This is a genomic window from Dactylosporangium sp. CA-233914 (assembly GCF_050942935.1).
GTDB lineage: Bacteria > Actinomycetota > Actinomycetes > Mycobacteriales > Micromonosporaceae > Dactylosporangium.
The window spans coordinates 775,917-801,467 of the sequence record NZ_CP192030.1 but is presented as its reverse complement, the minus strand read 5'-3'; the positions used below and the strand labels follow the sequence as shown (position 1 = coordinate 801,467).

The following is a 25,551-nucleotide window of genomic DNA, read 5'->3' as shown; positions in this document are numbered from 1 at the left end:
GGTATGAACACGGCTCTGCTTGAACAGTTGCGGACGGCGCTGCCCGACGAGGGCAGCGTCCTGACCGATCCGGACATATTGCGCTCCTACGAGCACGACGAGGCCGACCTGGTGCCGTACGGCACGCCGGCGGTCGTGGTGCGCCCCCGCACGACCGGGCAGGTTTCCGCCATCCTGCGCGCGGCGAGCCGGCACAACGTCCCGGTCATCCCGCAGGGCGCCCGCTCCGGGCTGGCCGGCGGCGCCAACGCGATCGACGGCGCGATCGTGCTGTCCCTGGTCGCGATGAACGAGATCATCGACATCGACCCCGACAACCGCATCGCGGTCGTGCAGCCCGGCGTCGTCAACGCGCAGCTGAGCCGGGCCGTGGCCGAGCGCGGCCTGTACTACCCGCCCGACCCCGGCTCCTGGGAGCTGTCGACGATCGGCGGCAACGTCTCCACCGACGCCGGGGGCATGTGCTGCGTCAAGTACGGGGTGACGAGCGACCACGTCCTGGGCCTGGAGGTCGTCCTGGCCAGCGGCGAGGTCCTGCACTGCGGCCGGCGCACCGCCAAGGGCGTGGCCGGCTACGACCTCACCAGCCTCTTCGTCGGCTCCGAGGGCACCCTGGGCGTGATCACCGAGATCACCGTCCGGCTGCGCCCCGCCCCCGAGCCGTCCCTGACCCTGGTCGCCGTCTTCGACACGTTCGCCGCCGCCGGCGCCGCGGTCTCGGCGATCGTCGGCTCCGGGATGCAGCCGAGCATGCTGGAGGTCATCGACCGGGTGGCGATGAGCGCGATCGAGGCGTACCGCCCGATGGATCTGCCCACCACGGCGGCGGCCCTGCTCATCGCCTCGGTGGACTCCGGCTCTCGCGCCCCCGACGACCTCGCCGCCATCGAGGCCATGTGCAAGCGGGCCCAGGCCGCCGAGGTCTACGTCGCCACCGATGCCGAGGAGGCCGACGCGCTGCTGGCCGCCCGGCGTCTGGCCCACCCGGCCCTGGAGCACTTCGCCGCCCACCTGTTCCCGCTCGGCGGCGGCATCATGGTCGACGACGTGGCCGTGCCCCGCACCCGCCTGGTCGAGCTCATCGAGGGCATCGAGCGCATCTCGACCGAGCACGGCGTCGTGGTCGCCACCGTCGGCCACGCCGGCGACGGCAACCTGCACCCGATCATCGTCATCGACCGCGCCGACCCGGTCAGCCTCAGCCAGGGCCAGAAGGTCTTCGACGACATCATGGCGCTCGGCCTGGCCCTGGGCGGCACGTCGACCGGCGAGCACGGGGTCGGGCTGCTCAAGCGCGACTGGCTGGCGCGGGAGATCGGCCCGACCGGGCTCAAGGCCCATCGATCGATCAAGCTGGCCCTGGACCCCGGCAACATCCTCAACCCCGGCAAGATCTTCTGACGGCCGCCGCCGGGTCGTACCGCGCCCCGGTGTCATTGCTCGTGCACCATTCCGGCGGCCGTGAGCGCCTGGTCCGGCCGCGGCCCGGGTGGCGTTGACCCCAGCCGCGGTCGAGCTCGCGGGTCGGCCCGCCGGGCCACCCAGAACGCGCCCAGCTTCCGGTAACGGGGGACGGCCAACCGCCGCCACTGGCTCCCGGCGCCCGGAACGGGCTGGTCCCGCACGATCCGTCCCGGCTCACGGCCCAGCCGGCCCGGATCCCGCCGGCAGTGACGGCCGGCACGCCCCCGAACGCACCAGCACGCCAGCCATGGGCCGCCGTGCACCGGACCTTCACGCGTCGGGCGCGAGGCCCGCAGTCCTACAGGGCGGCGGCGCGGTCGGCCTGGAAGCCGCGCACGTCCGGAGCGCCCAGCCGGGCCGCGTCCGCGGTCAGGTCGTCCGGCATACGCTGGGACTCCTGCTCCGCCGCGACCCGAGCCAGGTAGTGGTCCACCTCCCGCGACCGCGTGGCCGCGTCCCAGCCCAGCACGTCGCCCATCACCACGGCCGCATCCTGCGCCGACGCGGTCCCCCGGTGCTCGGTCTCGAACGAGATCCGGGTCCGCCGGGTCAGCACGTCCTCCAGGTGCAGCGCCCCCTCGGCGAGGGCCGCGTAGGCGACCTCGGCGGCGAGATACTCGGGCGCGCCGGCAACCGGCCGCCGCAGCTCGGGGCCGAGGGCGAGCACGTCGAAGGCCATCGACCCGTATCGCTCCAGCAGGTGCTCCAGCACGCCCACGGCGATCCCGTGGCGGCGGGCCAGGTCGGCCCGGTTGGTCCACAGTGGATGGTAACCGTCCGCGCCCAGCAGGGGCAGGTCCGCCGTCCGCGACGCCGGGACCAGGCCGCCGTGGCGGCGCAGTCCGCCCAGGCGGTGCGCGACGCGGTCGATGACGTCGGCGGCCATGACGCGGTACGTCGTGTACTTGCCGCCCGCGATCAGCATCAGGCCCAGCATCGGCTCGACGACCGCGTGGGTGCGGGAGAGCGCCGACGTCTGCTCGTCGCGTGAGTGCGGCTGCCGTTGCCGGGCCTCCCGGGACAGCAGAGGGCGCAGGCCCGCGTAGACGCCCTCGATGTCGCCGGTGCCGAGGGGCCGGTCGAGGACCGCGTTGACCTGACCCAGCAGGTATGTGATGTCGGTGGCGGACGCGGCCGGGTGGCCGCGGTCGAGGTTCCAGTCGGTGTCGGTGGTGCCGACGATCCAGTGACCGCCCCACGGGATCACGAAGAGCACGGACGTCGGGGTGCGCAGGATCAGGCCGGCCTCGCCGGTGATGGCGGAGCGGGGTACGACCAGATGGACGCCCTTGCTGGCGCGGACCTGCAGCCCGGCCGACTCCCGGGGCCCCTCCCCCGACAGCATGCCGGCGATGTCGTCCATCCAGACGCCGGTCGCGGCGACCACGGTGCGGGCGTGGACCTCGAACTCCTCGCGCGACTCCAGGTCGCGCACGCGCACGCCGGTGACCTCGCGGGCGTCGCGGAGCAGGCCGACCGCGCGGGCGCTGGGCACGATCGCGGCGCCGAGGCTCGCGGCGGTGCGGGCCAGGGTCGCCACGAGGCGGGCATCGTCGACCTGGCCGTCGAAGTACTGGATCGCGCCGCTGATCGCGTCCTCGCGCAGCGACGGGAAACGGCGGTGGGTCTCGGCGCGGGAGAGGTGGCGGTGCAGCGGCATGCCACGCGGCGAGGAACGGCGCAGCCGGGAGGTGGCGGCGAACGCGTCGTAGAGGCCGACGCCGGCGCCGTAGTAGGCACGCTGCCATGCGCGTCTGCCCAGGCCGGCGAGGCCGCGGTGGGCCGGCAGCGGCACGAGGATCGGCACCGGGCGCACCAGGTGCGGCGCGAGGCGGGTGGCGAGCAGGCCGCGCTCCTGGAGGGCCTCGGTGACCAGGCCGAACTCGAGCTGCTCGAGGTAGCGCAGGCCGCCGTGGATGAGCTTCGACGAGCGGCTCGACGTGCCCGCGGCCAGGTCGCGGGCCTCCACCAGGGCCACCGACAGGCCGCGCGAGGCCGCGTCGAGCGCGGCGCCGGCGCCGGTCACGCCGCCGCCGATGATCAGGACGTCGAAGCGCTCGCGGCGCAGGCGGGCGACATCGCCGGAGCGGCGGACGGGTGACAGGCGGGACGCCTCGAAGCGGGACGTGGAGGATTCTCGACGCACTACTACACGGTAGCCTCGCCCGTCACGGCGGTGGTGTGAGTTGCGCGGCCCTGGGCATCACACCATACGTGTCCATCACCGAACGTATCGTCCGAGCGCCGGCCGAGACCGTGTACTCCGTGCTGGCCGACGGCTGGTCCTACTCCGACTGGGTGGTCGGCACGGCGCACGTCCGCGACGTCGACGCGGGCTGGCCGGCGCCGGGGACGCGACTGCACCACAAGGCCGGGCCCTGGCCGGTGTCGGTCCCCGACGGCAGCGAGTCGCTCGAGTGCGAGCCGGGGCGAATGTTGTTGATCAAGGTGCACGTGTGGCCGCTCGGGGCGGGCCGGGCGAAGTTTACCCTCGACGCGCTCGACGAGCAGGCGACCCGGGTGACGCTGCAGGAGCAGTTCACGGAGGGGCCGCTGCTGGGCGTGCGCAACAAGGTGGGCGATGCCTTGCTGCACTTCCGCAATGCCGAGGTGTTGCAGCGCCTCGCCGACATCGCGGAGCACCGTTAGCGCGCGTTGGCGTTCCGCTTTCTCAACGCTACAGCACCCGGAAAAATCACTCGCGCGGCGTAGTTCCAATCTCACCGTGGGTAAATTCTCGTGAGGGCCGCATCGATCGCGGCGCGGTAGGCGTCGCCGAGCACAGGCCGGTGGCGGGTCAGCGCCGCGCGGGCCGCGTTCGCGCCGGCTGCCCCGTGCACACCGCCGCCGGGGTGGGCGCTGGAGCTGGCGAGGTACAACTTGTCGATCGGCGTGTCCGCCCGTCCGAGTCCGGCCGTCGGCCGCCAGATCAGCTGCTGGTAGGCCCCCGCGGTGCCGCCGTTGATCGCGCCGTCGATCAGCGACGGGTTCTTCGCCTGCAGTTCGGCCGGGCCGGCCACGTGCCGGCCGAGCACCAGGTCGTCGAAGCCGGGAGCGTGGCGCCGCAGGACGTCGGTGACGCGCTCCACGTGGGCGGACACCTGGTCCGCAGTGGTTTCGCGCGGAATATGGGTGTACGCCCAGAGCTGCTCGGTCCCGGCCGGCGAACGGCTCGGATCGGCGGTCGTCATCTGGCCCACGAGCAGGAACGGGTCCTCGGGCGGGCGGCCGATGGACAGGTCGGCGGCGTAGCGGACCGGATCGGCGCCGAGGTGGATCGTGCCGGCGCCGGCGACGTCCGGGGAGATCCACGGCACGGGGGCGGACAGCGCCCAGTCGATCTTCAGCGTGGGGTTGTCCCAGCGGAAGCCGGCCAGGTCGGCCAGCAATCGGCCGGGCAGATGCCTCGGCTCGATCATCGTCTGGTACAGCGACGGCGCCGGCACGTCCGCCACCACCGCCCGCCGCGCCCGCAAGAGCCGGCCGTCCGCGCAGCGCACCCCGAGCGCCCGGCCGCCGCCCACGATCACCCGCTCCACGGGCGCGTGGCGGTACACGACACCGTCGAAGCGGCGCAGCAGGGCCTCGGTGAGCTGCTGCGCGCCGCCCTCGGGGACCGGGAAGCCGTGCTGCTGCCCGAGCATCGCCAGCAGCCAGCCGAAGGCGCCGCCGGCCGCGTCGTCGGGCGCCAGGTCGGTGTGCAGGGCGAGCCCGGTGAGCAGCATGCGGGCGCCCTCGCCCGCGAACAGCTCCTCGCCCAGGACGCGGGCCGGCACCAGGAAACGACGGCCGAGCCGCAGGACGCCGCCGAGGCCGGCGTGGCGCGCGAGACGGGCCCCGGCGCGGATCGGCGGGAACGGCGTGAGCAGGGCGGGAATGAGGTCGGGGGCGAGGCGGCGCCATTGGGAGTACCACTGCCGCCAGGCCTTGCCGTCGCCCGGCGCGAACCGCTCCAGCGACTCGGCCGTCAGGTCGAGCTCGCGGCTGAGCACGGCCGCGCGGCCGTCGGGAAAGAGGTGCGCCACCACCTCGGGGGCGTGCCTCCAGCGCAGCCCGTGCGCCTCCAGATCGAGCGCGAGCAGCGGCGGGGAGGCGGCGGCCAGCGGGTAGAACGCGCTGCACAGATCGCTGAGAAACCCGGGCGCCGTGATCTCGGCCGAGCGGACGGCGCCGCCGAGGTCGCCGGTGGCCTCCAGGACCGCCACGTCCCAGCCGGCATCGGCGAGCATGTTGGCGGCGACCAGGCCGTTGTGCCCGGCACCGATGACGACCGCGTCGACCGTTTCCGTCATGCTCCCCAGTCTCCTTCCCTTCTCCTTCCGCGGCCTTCACGTTTTGTCATACCCACGACGTAAAGTCCGGACCATGGTTGACCCGCAGCACCCGCCCCGCCCATCGCGGCGTGCCTGGGGCTGGTCGCTGGCCATCACGATCGCGCTCGGGCTGTGGGTCCCGGCCGTCGTCGTGGTGCCGCAGGCGGTGCTGTGGCTCGTCGGCGACACCCTGACCATCGAGGGCGAGTCGCTGTGGCTGTGGCTGTGGCCGGTCGTTTCCGTGGCCACGCTGGTGCTGGTCGGTGTGCCGGCGCTGCTCCTCGCGCAACTGTCGCCGATCGGGTTCGCGCGCACCGCGGGCCGGCAGTGGCTGCTCGCCGCGGTGTTCGGCGTGCTGCTGAGCGTGGCCCGGCTGGTGCCGCCGACCTATCACGAGGTCTATCTGGCGGTCCTGGCCGCGATCGCGGCGGCCGCGGCCGCGGTGCATCGACTGGTCACCGGGCGGCTGGAGCGGCGGATGCTGCCGGACCGGTGGATGCCCTGGCTGTCGCTCGCCACCGGGCTGCTGCTCCTGCTGCCCTGGCTGTGGGTCGGCGCGCTCGGCGGCGCCGTCGAGACCGTGCTCGCGCTGCTCGCCGCGCTCGCCGTCGCCTGGCTCGCGGCCCGGCCGCTGCTGGCGCTCACCGTCCGGGTCGCGGCCGGCGGCAACGCCTGGGGCCGTGCGGCGCTGGGTGGGCTGCTCGCCGGCGTCGGGCTCGCGCCGCTGGCCGCCGGGGTCGGCGAGCCGGCCGTGCAACTGCTCGCCCTGGTGTGCGTGCCGCCGGCGGCGTTCGCGCTGGCCGCGCTGCGCCGGGCGGGTCAGCCGTCGGTCGTCGCGCTGCTCACCCCGGTGCTGTTCGGCCCGCTCGCGCTTGTCGACCCGGACGAGACCTCGCTCATCCTCGGCCTGCACGACGGGCTCTTCTGGGGCGCGGTCGGGGCCGCGGCCGCCGGGCTGCTGGCGCTGATCGCCGCGGTCGCGTTGCTGGTGGTGTTCCGCCGGGTGCGCTGGCATGCCTGGCTCGCCGCCGCGCTGGCGGTCGTGGTCGCCGGGGCCGGGGCGGCGGTGTATGTCGGGCTCGGCCGCCCGGGGCTCAACGGCGAGCGGCTTTTCGTGGTCATGCGGGAGCAGGCCGACCTGTCCGGAATCCCGGCCGCCACCACCCCGGCGGACCGGGTCCGCCGGACCTACGAGCGGCTGGTCGCCACCGCCGAGCGCACCCAGGCCCCGCTGCGGGCCGAGCTGCGCGCCAAACACGTGTCGTTCACCCCGTTCTATCTGGTCAACGGCCTGGAGGTGGACGCCGGTCCGCTGGCCCGGCAGTGGCTGGCCGGCCGCTCCGACGTCGCCCACGTGCTGCTCAACCCGAGGCTGCGCCCGCTGCCGGCCGCGGCGGAGCCGATGCACGGCTCGCGGGCCGCGCCCACCGAGACGCCGTGGAACCTCAAGCTGATCGGGGCGGATCAGGTCTGGCAGCGATACTCCACGGGCAAGGGCATCGTGGTCGGCTCCTCCGACTCGGGGGTCGACGGCACCCACCCGGCCCTGCGCGCCAACTTCCGCGGCGGCGACGACTCGTGGCTCGACCCGTATGGCAGCGACCGCACGCCCACCGACGGCAACGGACACGGCACCCACACGCTGGCCACCGCGGTCGGCGCCGGCGTCGGCGTCGCGCCCGGCGCCCAGTGGATCGCCTGCGAGAACCTGCCCCGCAACCTCGGCAGCATGGCCAACTATCTGACGTGCCTGCAGTTCATGCTGGCGCCGTATGCTCCCGGCGCCGACCCGTGGCACGCCGGCCACCCGGAGCGGGCGCCGCAGGTCCTCACGAACTCGTGGGGCTGCCCGGCGGTCGAGGGCTGCGATCTCTACTCCATGCGCCCCGCCATCGACGCCTTCACCGCGGCAGGCATCTTCTTCGTCGCCGCCGCGGGCAACACCGGCCCCCGCTGCGAATCGATCACCGACCCACCGGCCAACTACGCCGCGACCCTGACCGTCGGCGCGGTCGACCGCACCGGCCGCGTCGCCGACTTCTCCAGCCGCGGCCCGACCCCCGGCGGCCTGCTCAAGCCCGACGTGACGGCCCCGGGCGTCAACGTGCTGTCGGCCCTGCCGGGCGGCGGCTACGACATGCTGAGCGGCACATCGATGGCCACGCCCCACGTGGCGGGCGTGGTCGCCCTGATGTGGTCGGCCAACCCGGCCCTGATCGGCAACGTCGAACGCACCCGCGCCATCCTGCGCGCAACGACCCGCCCAGCCCAGCCGAACGGCCCGTCGTGCGGCCCGCAAGCCAACACAACGGGCGCCGGCCTGGTCGACGCTCTAGCCGCCGTCCAAACCGCCCTCGCCGAACCCCGCCCCTGACCCACCCCCAGCCCCAGCCCCGTCGCACCACCCCGCCTCTCCCCACAGCTCTCTCGCGCACCACCCCGCCTCTCCGCACAGCCCCCTCGCACCACTCCACCGCCCGCGCACCACCCCGTCTCGTTCACCGCCCCGTCTCTCCCCACACCGCCCCGTCGCACCACCCCGGCTCGCCAACCGCCCCCGTCTCCCCACAGACCCCCGCCTCGCCAACCGCCCCACCGCGTCTCGCCCACCGCACCACCGCACCACCGCCCCATCGCACCGCCCTGGCTCGCCATCGCTCCGTCGATCACCGCCGCCGACGCACCCAGCCCGCCAGGCGCTGACCGCCGGACCGTGTCGGGCCCTTTGTCGGCCGTGCCGGGCCGGCCCACGTCGGGCGCTCTGCTCTCGCTTCGCCCCAGGACCGTCGCGGCCTGAGCGAGCCGCTTGGATCGTTGCGGGACACGGGCTCGTCGCGGGCGCCGGATTGATTCATCGCCGCTGGGCGGGCCGAGCTCGTCAGCCGCAGGTGGCGCGGAGGACTCGCATGGCGTTGTCCCAGGCCAGTTTGCGCAGTTCGGCGTCCGACCAGCGGCGGGTTCGCAGCTCCTCGAACAGGGCCGGGTACGCCGACACGTCCGGCAGATCCGCCGGGAGGACCTCGGTGCCGTCGAAGTCGCCGCCCAGGCCGACGGCGTCGAGGCCGGCGACCTCGCGTACGTGGTCGATGTGGTCGGCGACGTCGCGCGCCGTGGTCCTGGGGGGCGGGTTGGTCTCGATCCAGGACTGGCGGATTCGCAGGAAGTCGGGGCTGTCCCACGGGGCGGCGATCGCGTCCTCGACCCGGGCCAGCTCGTCGCCCCACTCGCGGCAGGGGTTGGTCAGGAAGAACGGGACGAAGGTGAGCATGACGACGCCGCCGGTGTCGCGTACGCGGGTCAGGACGTCGTCGGGGACGTTGCGCGGGTGGTCGCACAGGGCCCGGGCCGAGGAGTGGGAGAAGAACGCCGGGGCGGTCGAGGTGTCCAGGGCCGCGTGCATGGTGGTGTCGGCGACGTGGGAGATGTCGCAGAGCATGCCGAGGCGGTTGAGCTCGCGGACCACCTCGTGGCCGAAGGGGGACAGGCCGCCGCTGGCCGGGGTGTCGGTGGCACTGTCGGCCCAGTCGGTGTTGCGGGAGTGCGTCAGCGTGAGGTACCGGATGCCGAGCTTGTGCAAAGAGCGCAGGACCACCAGCGAGTTGTCGAGGCAGTGGCCGCCCTCGGCGCCGAGCAGGGACGCGATTCGGCCCGTCGCGCGGGCGTGCTCGACCTCGGCGGCGTTCGTGGCCAGCGCGAGGGTCCCCGGGTGGCGGGCGACGAGGCGCCTGACCAGCTCGACCTGCTCGACGACCTGGATGGCGGCCTGCGGCTCGGGGCGGTCGTTGGGCACGTACACGCTCCAGAACTGGGCTCCGACACCGCCGCGGCGCAGGCGGGGCAGGTCGGTGTGCAGGCCCGTGGCGGCGAGGTCGGCGTCCAGGCCGCCGAGGAGGTCGAGCTCGTCGTCGGGATCGCGGACCCGCAGCCGCCACGGCAGATCGTTATGCCCGTCCATCACGTCCATGGCCCGAGCCTAGGGCCGGGATATGCGCGTTTTGCCGCCAACATGCGAACGGTCCTCATATGGTGAGGTTGGCCGAGATGAGGGGGTATGCCATGGGCAAGTCAAAGAAGAACAGCGACTTCGACAGCCAGGGCATCGAGCGCGGCATGCACCGCAGCGAGGACGACCTCGGGTACATGGACCAGGACCTCACCTCTGACGCAATCAGGTCGGGCGAATCCACCAACGCGAACACGGCCACCATGCGGGCCCGGACCAAGACGCAGCAGGAGCAGACCTCGCTGCGGAAGAAGCGCGGCAACCAGCCGGACATGTAGGCCGGCGAGGCGGACCGCCAGCGAAACGACGTCGACGCCCGTGGCATGACGGGGGATCACGGGCCGTCGGCGGCACGTATGCGGGGCAGGATCGTGGCGAACCCACGGCCTGCCCCGCATACGTTGGGCGCGTTACAAGGTCTTGGTGTAGATCCAGAAGATGCGCTCCAGTCGAGCCGCGACCGCCTTGGAATAGAAGCCGATCGGGCCGGCCCAGCCGATCTGCGCCGTCGTGTGGCCGGCTGCGCGCTGGTCGTCGAGGCAGCGGCGCAGCAGCACGCGGCCCACGCCCGTGCCCTCCGCGACCGGGGCAGTGCCCATGGGGCCGAACCAGCTCGGGCGGTTCGCGCCGTACGCCGCGAAGCCCAGGATCTCCCCGTCGCGCACTGCCACGTAACAGCCCGCGCCCGTGCGGTCCAGGGACTGCTCGACCTCCCACGCCCAGCCATCGCCCCAGATCGAGCGGACCCACTCCGGGGCGTCGGGGCCGGCCGGGAGGACCTTGACGCCGGTGGACTCGAGGCGGGCCTCGTCGGCGGGGGCCGCGGCGCTGTGCAGGGTCAGGTCCGCGGTCATGTTCCAGGCCGTATCGGTGACCTTGTACCCGGCGCGCCGGGCGAGGCAGACGGCCGGTGTGTACCGCACGTCGATGCCCGGCCACGCATAGCACGGCGGGTTGCCACCCAGGCGGACGCGGGTCGCGCCGAGGTCGGCCAGGCGCCGCTCGGCCTCGCTCAGCAGGGCGGAGCCGAGGCCGTGGCGGCGCTTCGAGGGGAGCACGGCCAGCAGCTCGACGTGGCCGAGCTCGGGATCAGCATCGTTGATCGAGGCGAAGGCGAGGCCGGCGCCGTCGGCCGTGGTCAGGCGTACCACCCGGCGGCCGGTCGGCGGCGCGGCGAGCCGGGCGGCCAGGACATGCCCGTCGGCGGCGTCCTCCGGCAGGTCCAGGGCTCGGGCCAGCAGCCCGCCCGCAGCGGCGACGTCGTCGAGAGCCACGATCATTTGGTAAACCTACCTAACTGTTCTCGGTCACAAGCGCCCTGGTCACACGGGTGTGACCAACATAAAAGGACTGAAAACGGAGCAAGGCGCAAACGTGACGCCAAGTGGGGACAGCGCGGTGGGACCACGCCAGCGAAACGCGAGCCGCGAGGGACGGCGGGCACGGGGCACCGAACACAACGCGCGGGGCACGGCGGGGCGGGGGCAGGACACCGGGCGCGCGGGGCGGCGGGCGCGGGGCGGCGGGCGCGGGGCGGCGGGCGCGGAGCGCGGGAGCGCGGGAGCGCGGCGCAAGGAGCCGCGGACGCCGGGTGCGAGGAGCGAGGAGCGAGGAGCGAGGAGCGAGGAGCGAGGAGCGAGGAGTCGCGGACGCCGGGTGCGAGGAGCGCGGGAGCGGGGCATCGAGCGCAACACACGGCGAGCCCCGCGCACCGAGCGCGAGGAGCGGCGGGCGCGGGGCCCGGCGGGGCCGAGGAGCGGCAGACACGGGACACCGAACGCAGACAGGGGCGCACCGGGCGCGAGGTGCAGGCGCAACAAACGGCGGGGTGCGAAGCACCGCGGGCGAAGAGCGGCAGGCACGGGACACCAGGCACAGCGGCGCACCGGGCGCGAGGCGCACAGGGGCAACGAACGGCGGGCGAAGAGCGGCCAGCCCGAAACACCGAGCACTGGGCGCGAGGAGCGGGCGTGAGGCACAAGAAACGCGGCGCGAGGACGGCGCATCGGGCGCGAGGCGCCGGGCAAGAATGGCGGGCAAGGAGCGGCAGGCACAGGACACCAGGCGCAGCGGTGCACCGGGCGCGCGGGGGCGGGGCGGTACGGCACAAGGCACGCGGGGGCGGGCGCTGGGAGCGTGGGGTATCGAACGAGGAGTGGGTGAAGGGGTAGGAAAAGCGAAGGGCGGGGCGGCCCGGAGGCCGCCCCGCCCTTGGCGTGGAGCTGGTGGACTCAGAAGTCCATGTCGCCGCCGCCCGGGGCGCCGGCCGGGGCCTTCTCCTTCTCCGGCTTGTCCGCCACCACGGCCTCCGTGGTGAGGAACAGGGCCGCGATGGAGGCGGCGTTCTGCAGCGCGGAGCGCGTCACCTTGGCCGGGTCGATGATGCCCTCGGCCAGCAGGTTGACGTAGTCGCCGGTCGCCGCGTTGAGGCCGTGGCCGGCCTCCAGGTTGCGCACGCGCTCGACGACGACGCCGCCCTCGAGGCCCGCGTTCACGGCGATCTGGCGCAGCGGGGCGTCGAGCGCGACCTTGACGATGTTCGCGCCGGTCGCCTCGTCGCCGACCAGGTCCAGCTTGTCGAACGCGGTCTTGCCGGCCTGCACCAGGGCCACGCCACCGCCGGGCACGATGCCCTCCTCGACGGCCGCCTTCGCGTTGCGCACGGCGTCCTCGATGCGGTGCTTGCGCTCCTTGAGCTCGACCTCGGTGGCCGCACCGACCTTGATGACCGCAACACCGCCGGCCAGCTTGGCCAGGCGCTCCTGCAGCTTCTCGCGGTCGTAGTCCGAGTCGCTCTTCTCGATCTCGGCGCGGATCTGCGAAACGCGGCCGTTGATCGAGTCGGCGTCACCGGAGCCGTCGACGACGGTGGTCTCGTCCTTGGTCACGACGACCTTGCGGGCGCGGCCCAGCAGCGACAGGTCCGCGTTCTCCAGCTTGAGGCCGACGGTCTCGCTGATGACCTGACCGCCGGTCAGGATCGCGATGTCGGTCAGCATCGCCTTGCGGCGGTCGCCGAAGCCGGGAGCCTTGACGGCGACCGACTTGAAGGTGCCGCGGATCTTGTTCACCACGAGGGTCGCCAGGGCCTCGGCCTCGACGTCCTCGGAGATGATCACCAGCGGCTTGCCGGACTGCATGACCTTCTCCAGCACCGGGAGGAGGTCCTTCACCGCGGAGACCTTCGACTCGACGATGAGGATGTAGGGGTCGTCGAGGACGGCCTCCATCCGGTCGGTGTCGGTCACGAAGTACGGCGAGATGTAGCCCTTGTCGAAGCGCATGCCCTCGGTGAGCTCGAGCTCGAGGCCGAAGGTGTTGCTCTCCTCGACGGTGATGACGCCTTCCTTGCCGACCTTGTCCATCGCCTCGGCGATGATCTCGCCGACCGTGGAGTCACCGGCGGAGATGGAGGCGGTGGAGGCGATCTGCTCCTTGGTCTCCACGTCCTTGGCCAGGTTGGCCAGCTCGTCGGCGACGGAGGCGACAGCCGCCTCGATGCCGCGCTTGAGGGCCATCGGGTTCGCGCCGGCGGCGACGTTGCGCAGACCCTCGCGGACCAGCGCCTGCGCCAGAACGGTGGCCGTCGTCGTGCCGTCACCGGCGACGTCGTCGGTCTTCTTCGCGACTTCCTTGACCAGCTCGGCGCCGATCTTCTCGTACGGGTCCTCGAGCTCGATCTCCTTGGCGATGCTCACACCATCGTTGGTGATGGTGGGCGCGCCCCACTTCTTCTCGAGGACGACGTTGCGGCCCTTCGGGCCCAGCGTCACCTTGACGGCGTCAGCGAGGGTGTTCATGCCCCGCTCGAGGCCACGGCGCGCCTCTTCGTCGAACGCGATAATCTTGGCCATTCGGCGTTGTCCTCCTGGACACTCACGATTCGCCTCAACCCACGTGGGGCCTGCGGCTCACCGCCTGCTTTCGCACCTTCGAGGACCCAGCGGGATCCCCGGCGGTCGGGCCGGATAGCCCGCGACGACCAGCCTCGCGGCGGTTGCCCACCGGAGGACTGCACCGTCCCGACCATTGGCACTCACCGGTTGCGAGTGCCAAGTCCTTGTTTAGCACTCTAGCTGGTCGAGTGCAAGCAAACCCGGGGTGACGCACGAGGTGGCACCGACCAAGATCAACTAGCGGCGACGGCGGAGACGGGCACGCAGCGAGCAAGGCGCGCAAAATCCGACAAACCGAGGAAAGTGTCAAAGAAACGACGCAGGGCACCGTTCCTCATCAATGAGGACGGTGCCCCGGCGGGTTGAAAACGGAGCTTGGATCAGGCAATCAGTCGAACCTGCTCGGCCTGCGGACCCTTCTGACCCTGCGCGATCTCGAACTCGACGCGCTGTCCGTCTTCCAGCGACTTGTAGCCGTCCATCTCAATCGCGGAGAAGTGGACGAACACGTCCTGTCCCCCGTCGACCGCGATGAAGCCATAGCCCTTCTCGCTGTTGAACCACTTGACGGTGCCCTGTGCCACGGTGCACTTCCTCTACTTCGGTCCTGCTGCGTCACTTCGGCTGGCTGTGGGGGACCAGCCCCGAGGTCTTCGACCACAGCCGCCGGTTCTGGGATGGCGCCGGCGAAGGAACGACGACCGACCCGCACGGTACACGAGCGAAGCCGAGCCACGACAGGCCCAAATCGGACAGCAAGGTCACGAATCAAGCAGTTCAAATGGTCGCCGAGCATGCCTTCTGAGCAATTTTTCCCCGCAACGTCAAACATCGCCCGGCGACTACGTGTTGGTAACCTACGGAACTACACGTGGCGGCGTGACTGAACCACACGGAAGCGGCTCGCGACGTAGGCCCCGTCGGTCAGGGCGGCATTGGCCGCGGGATTGGCGCCACTGGCGTGGAAGTCGGAAAACGCGGCCGACTGGTTCACGAAGACCCCGCCTGTCAGATTGACTGACAAATGCACTCCAGCAAGCAACGCGGACTCTTCCATGGCGTCGAGGACCGCCGGCGAAGTCGAATACACCGAGGCGGTCAATGCGCCCTTCCGGCCCACGGTGTCGGCGAAGATCCGCAAACTGCCCGCCGTGGAATCGGTGGCGACAACGAACGAAATTGGGCCGAACCACTCGCTGCCATAGGTCCCCTCGTCGCCCGCGCTCAGTTTCCGGATGAGCGGCGTGCGCACGATCGCACCGCCGTAAGCCGGGTGTGAAACGTCTGAGGATTCCAGCACCGGATCGCCAACCCCGGACGCCTCCTGGAGCCTTTCCAGAACTCCTTCGTTCACGATCGCGCCGGTGAGTTCGACACCCTTGGCGGGCTCGGCGGTCAGCGCCCGAACCGCCTCCGCAATACCCCGCGCGACCTCGTCGAGGCTCTTGTGCCCCTCGTTCGTCGCGATGCCGGCACCCGGCACAAGAATGTTCTGCGGAGTAGTGCACATCTGCCCGGAGTACAGCACCAGGGAGAAGCCGATGTTGCGGCACATTCCGGCGAAGTCGTCGGTGGAGTCGATGACCACCGTGTTGACGCCGGCCTTCTCGGTGTAGACGAGCGCCTGCCGGGCGTTGGCCTCCAGCCACTCGCCGAACGCGGTCGAGCCGGTGAAGTCGATGATGCGCACCTCGGGGCGCAGCGCGAGCGTCTTGGCCAGCCCCTCGCCGGGCGCCTCGGCGGCCAGCAGCATCAGGTTGGGGTCGAAGCCGGCGTCGGCGAGCGTCTCGCGGGCGATCTTCACGGTGATGGCCAGGGGCAGCACGGCCCGCGGGTGCGGCTTGACGATCACGGGGTTGCCGGTCGCCAGGGACGCGAAGAGCCCGGGGTAGGAGTTCCAGGTCGGGAACGTGTTGCAGCCGATGACCAGGGCGGCACCGCGGGGTACGACATGGAAGGTCTTCGACATCGAAAGCATCTGCCCCTTGCCCGCCGGCTTCTGCCAGTCCGCGGTGGCCGGGGTGCGGGTCATCTCGCGGTAGGCGTAGGCGAGCGCCTCCAGCGCCCGGTCGAACGCGTGCGGCGCGCCGGCCTGGAACGCCATGACGAAGGCCTGGCCCGTGGTGGCGTGCACCGCGTTGGCGAGCTCGAACGCGGCCCGGTGCAGGCGCGCCAGGATCTCCAGGCACACGCCGGTGCGGGTCTGCGGCCCGGCCGCCCGCCACGCCGGCATGCCCTTGGCGAGCGCGGCAAAAGCAAGATCAAGATCCAGATGCGGATACCGTACGTCGAGTGCGATGCCGAAGGGCGAGGACTCCGTCGCCACCCAGCCGGTGATGCCCGGCTGGTCCTTGAGCGGGAAGTCGGCGCCGAGGTAGGCCCGGAACGCCGCCTCGCCCTCGGCAGCGGCGCGCTCGCCGTAGACGCGCGGGCTGGGCGACTCGGGGTAGTTGGACCAGTACGCACGCTCGGCGATCGCGGTCAGCGCCCGCTCCAGCGTGTCGGCGTGGCTGGCGAACATGGGGTGTGAGTTCTCCATGGCGCCATCCTGCCACCGCGGCGGAGCGGGCGGACCGATGATTCGACGAGTGATTGACGGCTCCCGCGACCGGGCAACTAGGACCGCAGCGGCCCCTGCCAGTTCGCCCAGTGATCGACGAGGCGGAATCCCATGGCCTCGTTGATCGCGATCATGTACGGGTTGTCGGCCGCGTTGAACGTGTCGATCGTGGTCACGGCGGGCTCGGCCGCGCGCATCGCCCGCAGGTTGGCCACCTTCGCCACGACGCCGAGCCGGCGGCCGCGGTGCGCGGGGTGCACGAGGGTGATCATCTGCGAGCAGTGCCAGTCGACGCTGCGCAAAACCCGCATCGCGGTCCAGGCGACCAGGTGCCCGGTCGCCTCGTGAACCAGGCCGGCCTCGTAGCGCCGCGAGCCCCACGCCGTGAACGCCGCGTACTGGAGCCGGATCTGGGCCGCGTCGACCTGCTCCGGCTCGTAGTCGAGCTCGCCCATCGGCGTCTCGACCAGGAACGAGCTGTCGAGGGCGGCGAGGTCCTCGACGTACTGCTCCGGCAGGGTGTCGCCCCACTGCACCAGCGCGTAGCCGGCGGACCTGGCCAGGCCCTCGGCGTACATCCGCTGCAGTTCCTGCTCGTCGACCTCGGCCAGCAGCAGCCGGCGGCGCGCGTCGAGCAGGCCGTTGCTCAGGCCGGCCGACCCGGCGAACCCGTCCGGCGCGGGCGCGACCGGGCTGAAGCCGACCACACGGGTGCGGCCGTCGGCGCGGGCCGTCGCGGCGGCGCGGGCGTAGAGCGCGCGCCCGATCCCCCGGCGGCGGTGGGCCGGGCGCACTTGGACGTCGATGTGCGCCTTGTCGAGGTTGTCATGGCGGGGCAGGTCGAGCTGGGCGACGCCGGCGGGCTCGTCGCCGTGCCGGGCCAGGAAGAAGTGGCGGTCCCCGCGCGGCGGCGGGACCACGAACTGCATGTCGTACTGGTAGCGGCAGTTCGGCGGCATGCCGGGCACGTCGGCCCGGAGCGACTCGTTGACGATCTCGAACGCCGCGTCGACGGCCGCCGGGTCATCGGCGCGAACCTCGACGATCTCGAGCGTTGATGGAGGCATGCGGCCAGGGTCGCGCTGGGGGCGGGAGCCCGGCAAACCATTTACGGCCGGAAATTGGTCGAGAGGACGCTCGCCAACACCTCCGGTGTTGTGGTCGCGGACCCAGGGGTCTCGCGGCGACACGTCCTCCCGCACCGAGCATCCTGAACCCCGGGATATACGCAGTCAAGTCCACTTACGGACGTACCGCGCCCCGACGATCACGCTCGGTGTCGAATGACTCCTCCACCCGGACGAGGGGCTCCTCGTCCGAGCGTGGAAGCGCTCTCTGCAGATCAACGCTCGGTGATCGCGCCACCCTAAAAAATCATCCGAGCAGGCCAGCCTCCCGGGCCGACTTCAGCGAGGGCTTGACACGGTGGGTCGGGCCGACCCGGTCCGCGACCGCGTCGAGGGTCTTCAGGCCGTCGCCGGTGTTGAAGATGACCGTCTCCGCGTTCGGGTCGAGCTTGCCGGACTCGACGAGCTTCTTGAGCACCGCCGTGGTCACCCCGCCGGCCGTCTCGGCGTAGACGCCGGTGGTGCGGGCCAGCAGCTGGATGCCTTCGCGGATCTCGTCGTCGGTGACGTACTCCATCCAGCCCCCGGTTCGGCGCACCGACTCGAGCGCGTAGACGCCGGCCGCCGGGTCACCGATGTTGAGCGACTTCGCGATGCCGGTCGGCTTGACCGGGGTGATGTCGTCGACGCCGTCGTGCAGCGCCTTGGCGATCGGGTTGCAGCCGGCCGACTGGGCGCCGAAGACCTTCCACTCGGCCGGCGGGACCAGCCCGATCTCGACCAGCTCGGTGAACGCCTTGTCGATCTTCGTCAGCAGCTCACCGCTGGCCATCGGGATCACGACCTGGGCCGGGATGCGCCAGCCGAGCTGCTCGGCCACCTCGTAGCCGAGCGTCTTGGAGCCCTCGGCGTAGAACGGCCGGACGTTGACGTTGACGAACGCGGTGTTCTCGAACTCGTCGGTCTCCGTGAGCTCCGAGCAGAGCCGGTTGACCTCGTCGTAGGAGCCCTCGATGGCGACGACCTCGCCGCCGTACACCGCCGTCATCACGATCTTGCCGGGCTCGAGGTCGGCCGGGATGAACACGGTCGACGGGACGCCGGCCCGCGCGGCGTGCGCGGCGACGGAGTTGGCGAGGTTGCCGGTGGAGGCGCAGCTGTATCGCGTGAAGCCCAGCGCCTTCGCCGCGGTCAGCGCCACCGACACGACCCGGTCCTTGAACGAGTGGGTCGGGTTGGCGGAGTCGTCCTTGACGTGCAGCGGCGCGGTGAACCCGAGCTCCTTGGCCAGCCCGTCGGCCCGGACCAGCGGGGTCAGGCCCGGGTCGAGCGTCACGCGGGTCTGCGGGTCCAGCCCGACCGGCAGCAGCGGCGCGTAACGCCAGATGTTCTTCGGTCCCGCCTCGATCTGCTCGCGGGTCACCTTGGCCAGCGCCGCGGCGTCGTAGCCGACCTCGAGCGGGCCGAAACACTCGTAACAGGCGTGCTGCGCGGCGAGCGGGAACGTGGCTCCACAGCCGCGGCAGACGAGGTTGCGAGCGGGCGATTCGGCGAAGACGCTGAGCGTCGAGGTCATGACGGGAGGCCTTTCCTCTCATCTTTCCCAAGCGCACGGTTGCGCGCCGGGACGGATTTGGCACCTACCGCGACGAAACTCGTCATCGAAGACGTCGCAGGGGTTGCCGGGGCTTCATCGGGCCGTATCCCTCTGCCCCTCTGGATGAGGTATGTAGTTGTGTGGTGGTGCTTCCCTGAGTGTAAGGGGCACCACCGGCGACCGGGTATGAGTCATCTCACGACTTGGGCGCGGCTAGCGTTTCATTCATGCACCATATCGCCGCTTCCTGGTTCGCCCGGCGCACCTCTTCCTGGCGGGACTGGCCGGCTCCGGCGATGCTCGCCGCGAAGGGCGACACGCGGGTGAGCGTCGTGCTGCCCGCCCTGGACGAGGAGCCGACGGTCGGGGCGATCGTGACCGGGGTTCGCAGCCTGGGCCCGCTCGTCGACGAGGTCGTCGTCGTCGACTCCGGCTCCGTGGACCGCACCGCCGAGGTGGCCGCGGCGGCCGGCGCGACCGTCCACCACCGCGACGACATCCTCCCGGCGACCGGCTCCCGCCCGGGCAAGGGCGAGGTCCTGTGGAAGGCGCTGGCGGTCACCGGGGGTGACATCCTGGTGTACGTCGACGCCGACCTGACCGACTTCCGCCCCCACTTCGTCACGGCCCTGCTGGGCCCGCTGCTGAGCGACCCGGCGACGCTGATGGTCAAGGCCTTCTACGACCGCCCCCTGCTGGACGTCTCCGCGGCCGGCGGCGGCCGGGTCACGGAGCTGACCGCCCGCCCGCTGCTCAACGCGCACTTCCCGGAGCTGGCCGGGGTGGTGCAGCCCCTGGCCGGCGAGTACGCGGCGCGCCGCTGCCTGCTGGAGTCGCTGCCGTTCGCGGCCGGCTACGGCGTGGAGACGGGCCTGCTCATCGACACGTTCCGCGCACACGGCCTGGACGCGGTCGCGCAGGTCGACCTGGGCCAGCGCACGCACGGGCACCAGGACACAGCGGCGCTGGGCCGCATGGCCGCCACGATCGTCCAGACGATCCACGCCCGGGTCACGCCGGACCGGCCGCTCTGGCCGACGTTGACGCAGTTCGAACGCCACGATTCGGGCGTGGCCCCGCGGGTGACGAGCGTCGCCCACCCCGACCGTCCCCCGATGCGCACGGTCGCGGGCTACGCCGGGGCGCGCTGACGGCGCTTTCCGCTGGGCCGGGGCATCGCCGTCGACCAGGTCGCGCCTGGAAGGACCTCGCCACCCAAGCGGGCCGGCGCCGATCGTCGGACGTTTCCCGCCCAGTTGGCGAAGTCGGCGAACAGCGCCGGCGTGGCCTCGCGAGCCCGGCGGCCGCGCTCGCCGGCGGTGAGCTCACCGCCGCCCGCGGACCAGGGTGATCACCCCGGCCTCGGCGAATTAGCGCATTTATCCCGAAATTTCATACTAAGAACGCCCACCAACCGGCGGCTGCCCGCCCGCGTAGCGGCGGCACGACGAGGCCCGATCTCGACCTGCTGCCAGCCTCCCTTGGAGTCCGGCGACAGAACCAAAGGCGCCGCCGCGACGAAGCGTGACCTCGACCGACTGTCGACCGCTCCAAATCGGCTGTTCCGCACAGCACTCGGCGCGCCCCCGCCGCCCGCGGCCTCCGTGCACCGACTGCCGACCGCTCCGAATCGGCTGTTCCGCACAGGCGCGCCCCCGCCGCCCGCGGCCTCCGCGCCTCGACCGGCGGCCGGGCCTCTCCCATCTCGTCCCGCGCCCCGGCACCGGCCCTCACCGGCGCGCTATCGCAGCCCGGGCGCCGGCGGACGAACGGGCGGCAGGACATACGCGAGGGCCACGACCCCGGTCCCCGCGATCGCCGCCGCGGCCCCGTCGACCAGCGGCCCGAGCAGGTCCGAAACCAGCCACCAGAGCTCGAGTCCAAATCCCCAGGCCGCCACGACCGCGAGTCGCAGCGCGACGATGCTGCCCGCGCCGCACAGGTGCGCCGCCAGCATCCCACTTACCGCCACCCCGAGCACCGCGAACGGTGCCGCCACGAGCAGCACCACCGGCTCGCCGACCACCCCGCCGGCGACCACGAACACCCCGGCGATCGCCAGCAAAACCCCAGCCAGCGGCGACACCGCCCACTCGACCGCCCGCGGCGGGCCCGGGGGCGAGAGCGACGGCGAGTCCAGCAGGTGCCGGGCGCGGGGCAGCGACAACATCGCGAGGGCCGCCGCGGCCGCCAGGGCCAGGGACCAGGGGCGGTGCCAAAGCAGGTACGCGCCGCCGATCAGCACCGTCAGGCCGGTCAGCACGCGCAGGCGGTCCAGGGCGGTGGGGCGGCCGACGAGGTATTGCAGCAGGCCCACCAGTAGGAGCCCGGCCAGCGTCGCCGTCATCGCGCACATCGGCGTCGATGCGCCCGCGAACGTCACAGCGGCTGCGGCCAACCCCGCCAATGTGGTCAGGACCGCCGCGGCGACCGCGAACATCAATGCCATGGGCGCGACCTCGGTGGGGGTGCCGTACCGCTAATGCACCTTAACACGCCCAGAAAAGTTGGATCTATCTATGTTGCGGATTGTCATCCCTCCGGTACGAAACGCCATAGCCGCAGCGTCGTCGCGCCAGCGCCCAGCACCGCCACGGTCAGGGCTGCCCACTCCGCCGTCAACAGCCACCATGGGGTCTGGACCACGGCGACCGGGGCCTCGCCGGTGAAGGAGGCGACGATCAGCACGACCGTGATCAGCAGGAGAAGCACCAGCAGTACCGCCGCGGTCAGGCGCAGGACCCAGTCGCCCGTGCGGCCGGCCAGGCGGGCCATCAGGGCGCTGCCCGCGGCGATCGTCGCGGCGCAGGCGCTCGCGAACGCGCCGAGCAGGGTGAAGATCCTGGCCGTCTCCGCCTCGATCGGGCCGCGCGTCAGGTCGGAGGTCTGGGCGAAGTGGGTCCACTGCATGACGTGGGCCTGGTCGTAGTACAGGCCCGTCGCCAGGGCGGCCAGGCCGGCCGCCAGCACGTACGCGCCCCTGAGGGCGGAGATCCGCATGAGGGGGCACACTACCGGCCGGTAATGGGGCTCAGCTCACGACGTCCTTGCGCAGGAAGCGCCACCAGGCCAGGGCGAAGAAGACGCTCGCGTAGGCGAGCGCCGCGATGCAGCCCTTGACCAGGTCGTCGGTCTGCATCGGGCTGGAGAGCAGGCCGAGCCAGGCGTCGCTGTAGTGGGTCGGCAGGACGGTGCGCAGGTTTCCCAGTGCGGTGATCTGGTCGAGGATGTTCGACAGGATCTGCAGCAGCACCGCGCCGCCGACCGCGCCGAGCGGGGCGTCGGTCGACACCGACAGCAGGAATGCGAGCGAGGCGACCACGAGCAGGCTCACGCAGAGGTACGCCACGATCAGCAGCAGCCGCAGGACGCCCGGGCCGGCCGGGATATCGCCGCCGATCGGCGCGCTCAGCGGCGCCCAGCCGTAGCGCAGGGTGCCGGCCAGCAACGCGGTCGCCACCAGGGTCAGGATCGCGACCAGGCTGTAGAGCAGCGACACCGCCAGCTTGATGCCCAGCAGGCGGCTGCGGGGAACGGGCATCGCCAGGAGGTATCGCAGGCTCCCCCAGCTGGCCTCGCTCGCCACCGTGTCGCCGCAGAACAGGGCCACCACCACGACGAGGAGGAAGCCCGCCGAGACCAGGAGGGTGAACAGGGTGAAGTTCGGGCCGCCGCTGGTGGCGAGGTCCGACAGGCGGGAGAACTCGCCGTTGCCGCCGCCGTTGCCGTCGCCACCGCCGCTGTCGAGCTGGAACGCGGTGAGGATGATCAGCGGCAGCAGCACCATGAAGGCGAGCGCCAGCTGGGTGCGCCGGCGGGAGCCCTGCCGGCGGATCTCGGTCCACAGTGAGAGGGTCGCTCCGGGGCGGTACCCGACGGCGCCCCCGACAACGTCAGTGCTCACGAACGCTCCCCACTCGCCTTGGTGTCCCCGCCAACCAGGGACAGGAACGCGTCCTCCAGCCGCCGGCGCGGCGTGACCCGGTCGATGCCGACCCCGGCCCGCACCAGCGCCGCCACCACCTCGGCCCGCGGCGTGCCGTCGATGTCGACGACCAGCCCACGCCCGCCCGACCAGGCCACCGAGCGCACCCCGGTCAGCTCCTCGAGCACCTTGCCGGCCGCGTCCACGTCGGACACGTCCAGCTGCACGCTCGGCGAGTCCCCGACGATGTCATCGACCGGGCCGGCCGCGACGACCTCGCCCTTGTGCATGACGACCACGTCGGTGCAGGTCTGCTCGACCTCGGCCAGCAGGTGGCTGGAGACGAGCACGGCCCGGCCGCCGGTCGCGTAGCGCCGCAGGACCTTGCGCATCTCGGCGATCTGCGGCGGGTCGAGCCCGTCCGTCGGTTCGTCGAGCACCAGCAGCTCGGGCAGGCCGAGCATGGCCTGGGCGATGGCGAGGCGCTGGCGCATCCCGTGGCTGTACGTCTTGACGCGCCGGTGCACCGCGGTGCCGAGCCCGGCGATCTCGTACGCCTCCTCGAAGTGCGCGTCCGCCGCCGGCCGGCCGGTCGCCCGCCAGTACAACTCCAGGTTCTGCGCTCCGGTCAGGTGCGGCAGGAAGCCCGGCCCCTCGACGAGCGCGCCGACCCTCGACAGCACGGGCGAGCCGGGCAGGAGCCGGTGCCCGAAGACGAAGATCTCGCCCGACGTGGGGCGGGTGAGGCCCATGAGCACCCGCAGCGAGGTGGTCTTGCCGGCGCCGTTGGGGCCGAGCAGTCCGACGACCTGCCCGCGCCGCACGGTGAAGTCCACCTTGGCGACCGCGACGAAGTTCTTGTACTCCTTGCGCAGCCCCTTCACCACCAGCGGCGTGTCCACGTGCTCGGCGGCGACGCTGCGGTCGATGCGCCGGCCGCGGGCCCGGGCCACCAGCAGCGCGACGATCAGCGCCAGCACGATGACGGCGACGAGGCCGGCGAGGACGTACCGCCAGATCACGTCCGGGTTGGCGATCGGCGTCCCGGCGATGGCGGGCAGGGTGACCGCCCCGTCGACCGCGACGGTGTAGACGACCGGGTCCGGCGGCGACCAGTAGGCGGTGTCGGCGGTCGCCACGGTGACGCCGACCCGGCTGCCGGCCTCGAAGCGGTGCACGACGGCGGGGAGGACGACGGTGATCGGTACCGCATCCGCGATGTCCTTCGCAAGGCCCGTGAGCTTGATCGGGGCGATGAGCCCGTCCGGGATCGACGGGGAGCCCTTGGCCGGGATGTCGTACAGCTTCACGAACAGCGTCGCCTCGCCCGTCGGCGACGCCGCGCGGATCTTCACCCGCGGCGCGCCGGCCGCGTCCAGGGTGGCGCCGAGCGGGGCGGAGACGAAGTCGGCGTGCTGGCCCGGAATCTCCTGACTGACCCCGCTCGCCAGCCCCGAGGAGCCGAGCAGGCTCGACAGGCCGCCGAGCGGCAGCGACGAGAGCGCGGCCGGGTTCCCGTCCGGCGGGTTGGCGATCGGCTGGGCCGGGCCCTGCAGGTCGACCGCCGTGCCGGCGCTGTTGAGGCCGGGGTAGTCGGGGACGGACGACGCGGCGGTGACCAGGCCGCGGCCCTGGGCGTTGAGGCCGGAGACGCGGGCGTACGTGAAGCTGTTCGCCGGCGCCTTGCCCTCGCCCTTGACGTAGTACCCGAGCCACTGGCCGGTCAGCTGCCGCAGCCGGTCGACCTCGGACTGCGGGCCGGTGCCGCCGTCGTGTCCGCCGGTGAACCACGCGACCCGCACCGGGGTGCCGGTGGCGGCGATCCCGCGCGCGTTCGCGTCGCCCTCGCTGAGCGGGAAGAGGGTGTCGATCTGGCCCTGGACGAGCAGGGTGGGCGCCTTGATCTTGTCCAGTACGGACGAGGGCGAGGACCTGCGCAGCAGCGCCTCGGCGGCCGGGGTGGCCTTGCCGGTCGTGGCGATGTCGAGATACGCGTGGCAGATGTCGGCGGCGAAGCGCCCGCACTGCGGGTTGCCCTTGCTCTCCGTGGCGCCGAAGAACTGCCCGGCCCACTGCTTCTTGAAGACCCCGCCCGGCAGGAAGACGTTGACCAGGTCGTTCCACGTGATAATGGGCACGATCGCGTCGACGCGGGGGTCCTGGGCGGCGAGCAGGAGGGAGAGCGCCCCGCCGTAGGACCCGCCGACCGCGGCCACCTTCGGGTCACCGCCGGACTTGGCGATTTCCGGCCGCGCCGCCAGCCAGTCGATGAGCCGCTGCGCGTCCTTGACCTCCCAGTCGGGGCTGTCCAGGTGGATCTCGCCGGTGGAGCGGCCGAAGCCCTGCGCGGTCCAGGTCAGCACGGCGTAGCCCTGCTCGGCGTACAGCTCCGCGTCGCTCTTCACGCTCTGCTTCGTGCCGCCGAAGCCGTGGGCGAGCAGGATCGCCGGGACGGGGTGCTCGGCGCCGGCCGACTTGGGCAGGTAGAGCGTCGTGTCGAGGGTGACCTCGGCCGAGTCGTCGGGGCCGGTGCGCACCGAAAGCATCTGCTCGAAGGTGCGGTAGCTCTTCGGGGTTGGTGCCGCGGCCCACCCGACGAGCCCCGCGACGAGCACGACCGCGACGGCGCCGGAGATGAGCTGGCGCCGGCTGAGGTTCGGCAGGCGAAATCGCATTGACCAAACGTACGCACACGATGTTGCGGCTTGCCGAAAGACTCAGGGCCT

At 72.2% G+C, this 25,551-nt stretch carries 18 protein-coding genes and 1 riboswitch; of the genes, 5 read left to right on the top strand and 13 right to left on the bottom strand.

The annotated features are described in order from the left end of the window. Positions 1-3 precede the first annotated feature (3 nt). Positions 4-1,401 (top strand): FAD-binding oxidoreductase, encoded by a 1,398-nt coding sequence (locus tag ACQPY0_RS03655; RefSeq protein ID WP_432984584.1) that lies wholly within the window; start codon positions 4-6, stop codon positions 1,399-1,401. A gap of 361 nt (positions 1,402-1,762) precedes the next feature. On the opposite strand, the gene ACQPY0_RS03650 is transcribed toward ACQPY0_RS03655, so the two are convergent. Further along, entirely contained in the window at positions 1,763-3,610 is a 1,848-nt protein-coding gene (locus ACQPY0_RS03650; RefSeq protein ID WP_432984581.1) for a glycerol-3-phosphate dehydrogenase/oxidase, read from the bottom strand. A 68-nt stretch (positions 3,611-3,678) separates the two neighbouring features. Here ACQPY0_RS03650 and ACQPY0_RS03645 point away from each other — a divergent pair, with 68 nt between their 5' ends. Beyond that, on the top strand, positions 3,679-4,113 hold the full coding sequence (locus tag ACQPY0_RS03645; RefSeq protein WP_432984578.1) for an SRPBCC family protein: 435 nt from the start codon (positions 3,679-3,681) through the stop codon (positions 4,111-4,113). Positions 4,114-4,184: 71 nt separating this feature from the next. Here the strand turns inward: ACQPY0_RS03645 and ACQPY0_RS03640 are convergent, their stop codons facing one another. Next, positions 4,185-5,756, bottom strand: a complete 1,572-nt coding sequence (locus tag ACQPY0_RS03640; RefSeq protein ID WP_432984575.1) for a phytoene desaturase family protein — start codon at positions 5,754-5,756, stop codon at positions 4,185-4,187. 73 nt (positions 5,757-5,829) lie between these two features. Between ACQPY0_RS03640 and ACQPY0_RS03635 the strand changes: the two genes are divergently transcribed. Further along, positions 5,830-8,151, top strand: coding sequence for a S8 family serine peptidase (locus ACQPY0_RS03635; RefSeq protein WP_432984572.1), 2,322 nt, complete (start codon positions 5,830-5,832; stop codon positions 8,149-8,151). Between the two features lie 504 nt (positions 8,152-8,655). Here ACQPY0_RS03635 and ACQPY0_RS03630 read toward each other — a convergent pair. Then, on the bottom strand, positions 8,656-9,741 hold the full coding sequence (locus tag ACQPY0_RS03630; RefSeq protein WP_432984569.1) for a dipeptidase: 1,086 nt from the start codon (positions 9,739-9,741) through the stop codon (positions 8,656-8,658). Between the two features lie 77 nt (positions 9,742-9,818). Between ACQPY0_RS03630 and ACQPY0_RS03625 the strand changes: the two genes are divergently transcribed. Beyond that, entirely contained in the window at positions 9,819-10,058 is a 240-nt protein-coding gene (locus ACQPY0_RS03625) for a hypothetical protein (RefSeq protein ID WP_432984566.1), read from the top strand. A 132-nt stretch (positions 10,059-10,190) separates the two neighbouring features. Here the strand turns inward: ACQPY0_RS03625 and ACQPY0_RS03620 are convergent, their stop codons facing one another. The 6 genes from ACQPY0_RS03620 to thrC all read right to left on the bottom strand — a co-directional run bounded on the left by ACQPY0_RS03620 (position 10,191) and on the right by thrC (position 18,879). After that, positions 10,191-11,060 (bottom strand): GNAT family N-acetyltransferase, encoded by an 870-nt coding sequence (locus ACQPY0_RS03620; RefSeq protein ID WP_432984563.1) that lies wholly within the window; start codon positions 11,058-11,060, stop codon positions 10,191-10,193. A gap of 951 nt (positions 11,061-12,011) precedes the next feature. After that, positions 12,012-13,634 (bottom strand): chaperonin GroEL, encoded by a 1,623-nt coding sequence (gene groL / locus ACQPY0_RS03615; RefSeq protein ID WP_432984560.1) that lies wholly within the window; start codon positions 13,632-13,634, stop codon positions 12,012-12,014. Between the two features lie 422 nt (positions 13,635-14,056). Further along, positions 14,057-14,260 carry a cold-shock protein gene (locus ACQPY0_RS03610; protein WP_432984557.1) on the bottom strand — a complete coding sequence of 68 codons (204 nt, stop codon included), beginning with the start codon at positions 14,258-14,260 and terminating at the stop codon, positions 14,057-14,059. Positions 14,261-14,541: 281 nt separating this feature from the next. After that, positions 14,542-16,215 (bottom strand): phenylacetic acid degradation protein PaaN, encoded by a 1,674-nt coding sequence (gene paaN, locus ACQPY0_RS03605; protein ID WP_432984554.1) that lies wholly within the window; start codon positions 16,213-16,215, stop codon positions 14,542-14,544. A 77-nt stretch (positions 16,216-16,292) separates the two neighbouring features. Beyond that, complete coding sequence (locus ACQPY0_RS03600) at positions 16,293-17,303, bottom strand: GNAT family N-acetyltransferase (protein WP_432984551.1); 1,011 nt, start codon at positions 17,301-17,303, stop codon at positions 16,293-16,295. A gap of 307 nt (positions 17,304-17,610) precedes the next feature. Next, positions 17,611-18,879: a threonine synthase gene (gene thrC / locus ACQPY0_RS03595; protein ID WP_432984548.1), complete on the bottom strand. Its 1,269-nt coding sequence runs from the start codon at positions 18,877-18,879 to the stop codon at positions 17,611-17,613. Between the two features lie 15 nt (positions 18,880-18,894). Beyond that, a riboswitch (SAM riboswitch) is annotated at positions 18,895-19,030 on the bottom strand. 166 nt (positions 19,031-19,196) lie between these two features. Here thrC and ACQPY0_RS03590 point away from each other — a divergent pair. Continuing rightward, positions 19,197-20,051, top strand: a complete 855-nt coding sequence (locus tag ACQPY0_RS03590; protein WP_432994959.1) for a glucosyl-3-phosphoglycerate synthase — start codon at positions 19,197-19,199, stop codon at positions 20,049-20,051. 590 nt (positions 20,052-20,641) lie between these two features. On the opposite strand, the gene ACQPY0_RS03585 is transcribed toward ACQPY0_RS03590, so the two are convergent. The 4 genes from ACQPY0_RS03585 to ACQPY0_RS03570 all read right to left on the bottom strand — a co-directional run bounded on the left by ACQPY0_RS03585 (position 20,642) and on the right by ACQPY0_RS03570 (position 25,500). Next, positions 20,642-21,349, bottom strand: a complete 708-nt coding sequence (locus tag ACQPY0_RS03585) for a hypothetical protein (protein WP_432984545.1) — start codon at positions 21,347-21,349, stop codon at positions 20,642-20,644. Between the two features lie 83 nt (positions 21,350-21,432). Then, positions 21,433-21,900, bottom strand: coding sequence for a hypothetical protein (locus tag ACQPY0_RS03580; protein WP_432984542.1), 468 nt, complete (start codon positions 21,898-21,900; stop codon positions 21,433-21,435). A gap of 31 nt (positions 21,901-21,931) precedes the next feature. Continuing rightward, positions 21,932-22,804 (bottom strand): ABC transporter permease, encoded by an 873-nt coding sequence (locus ACQPY0_RS03575; RefSeq protein WP_432984539.1) that lies wholly within the window; start codon positions 22,802-22,804, stop codon positions 21,932-21,934. Then, entirely contained in the window at positions 22,801-25,500 is a 2,700-nt protein-coding gene (locus ACQPY0_RS03570; RefSeq protein ID WP_432984536.1) for an alpha/beta fold hydrolase, read from the bottom strand. The genes ACQPY0_RS03575 and ACQPY0_RS03570 overlap by 4 nt, the downstream gene beginning before the upstream one ends. Positions 25,501-25,551: the final 51 nt, after the last annotated feature.

Coding starts and splice junctions, on each gene's coding strand:
- ACQPY0_RS03585 (WP_432984545.1), bottom strand. CDS start 21,349: ATGGCATTGATGTTCGCGGTCGCCGCGGCGGTCCTGACCACATTGGCG.
- ACQPY0_RS03640 (WP_432984575.1), bottom strand. CDS start 5,756: ATGACGGAAACGGTCGACGCGGTCGTCATCGGTGCCGGGCACAACGGC.
- ACQPY0_RS03630 (WP_432984569.1), bottom strand. CDS start 9,741: ATGGACGTGATGGACGGGCATAACGATCTGCCGTGGCGGCTGCGGGTC.
- ACQPY0_RS03570 (WP_432984536.1), bottom strand. CDS start 25,500: ATGCGATTTCGCCTGCCGAACCTCAGCCGGCGCCAGCTCATCTCCGGC.
- ACQPY0_RS03590 (WP_432994959.1), top strand. CDS start 19,197: ATGCTCGCCGCGAAGGGCGACACGCGGGTGAGCGTCGTGCTGCCCGCC.
- ACQPY0_RS03600 (WP_432984551.1), bottom strand. CDS start 17,303: ATGCCTCCATCAACGCTCGAGATCGTCGAGGTTCGCGCCGATGACCCG.
- ACQPY0_RS03580 (WP_432984542.1), bottom strand. CDS start 21,900: ATGCGGATCTCCGCCCTCAGGGGCGCGTACGTGCTGGCGGCCGGCCTG.
- paaN (WP_432984554.1), bottom strand. CDS start 16,215: ATGGAGAACTCACACCCCATGTTCGCCAGCCACGCCGACACGCTGGAG.
- ACQPY0_RS03635 (WP_432984572.1), top strand. CDS start 5,830: ATGGTTGACCCGCAGCACCCGCCCCGCCCATCGCGGCGTGCCTGGGGC.
- ACQPY0_RS03620 (WP_432984563.1), bottom strand. CDS start 11,060: ATGATCGTGGCTCTCGACGACGTCGCCGCTGCGGGCGGGCTGCTGGCC.
- thrC (WP_432984548.1), bottom strand. CDS start 18,879: ATGACCTCGACGCTCAGCGTCTTCGCCGAATCGCCCGCTCGCAACCTC.
- groL (WP_432984560.1), bottom strand. CDS start 13,634: ATGGCCAAGATTATCGCGTTCGACGAAGAGGCGCGCCGTGGCCTCGAG.
- ACQPY0_RS03625 (WP_432984566.1), top strand. CDS start 9,819: ATGAGGGGGTATGCCATGGGCAAGTCAAAGAAGAACAGCGACTTCGAC.
- ACQPY0_RS03655 (WP_432984584.1), top strand. CDS start 4: ATGAACACGGCTCTGCTTGAACAGTTGCGGACGGCGCTGCCCGACGAG.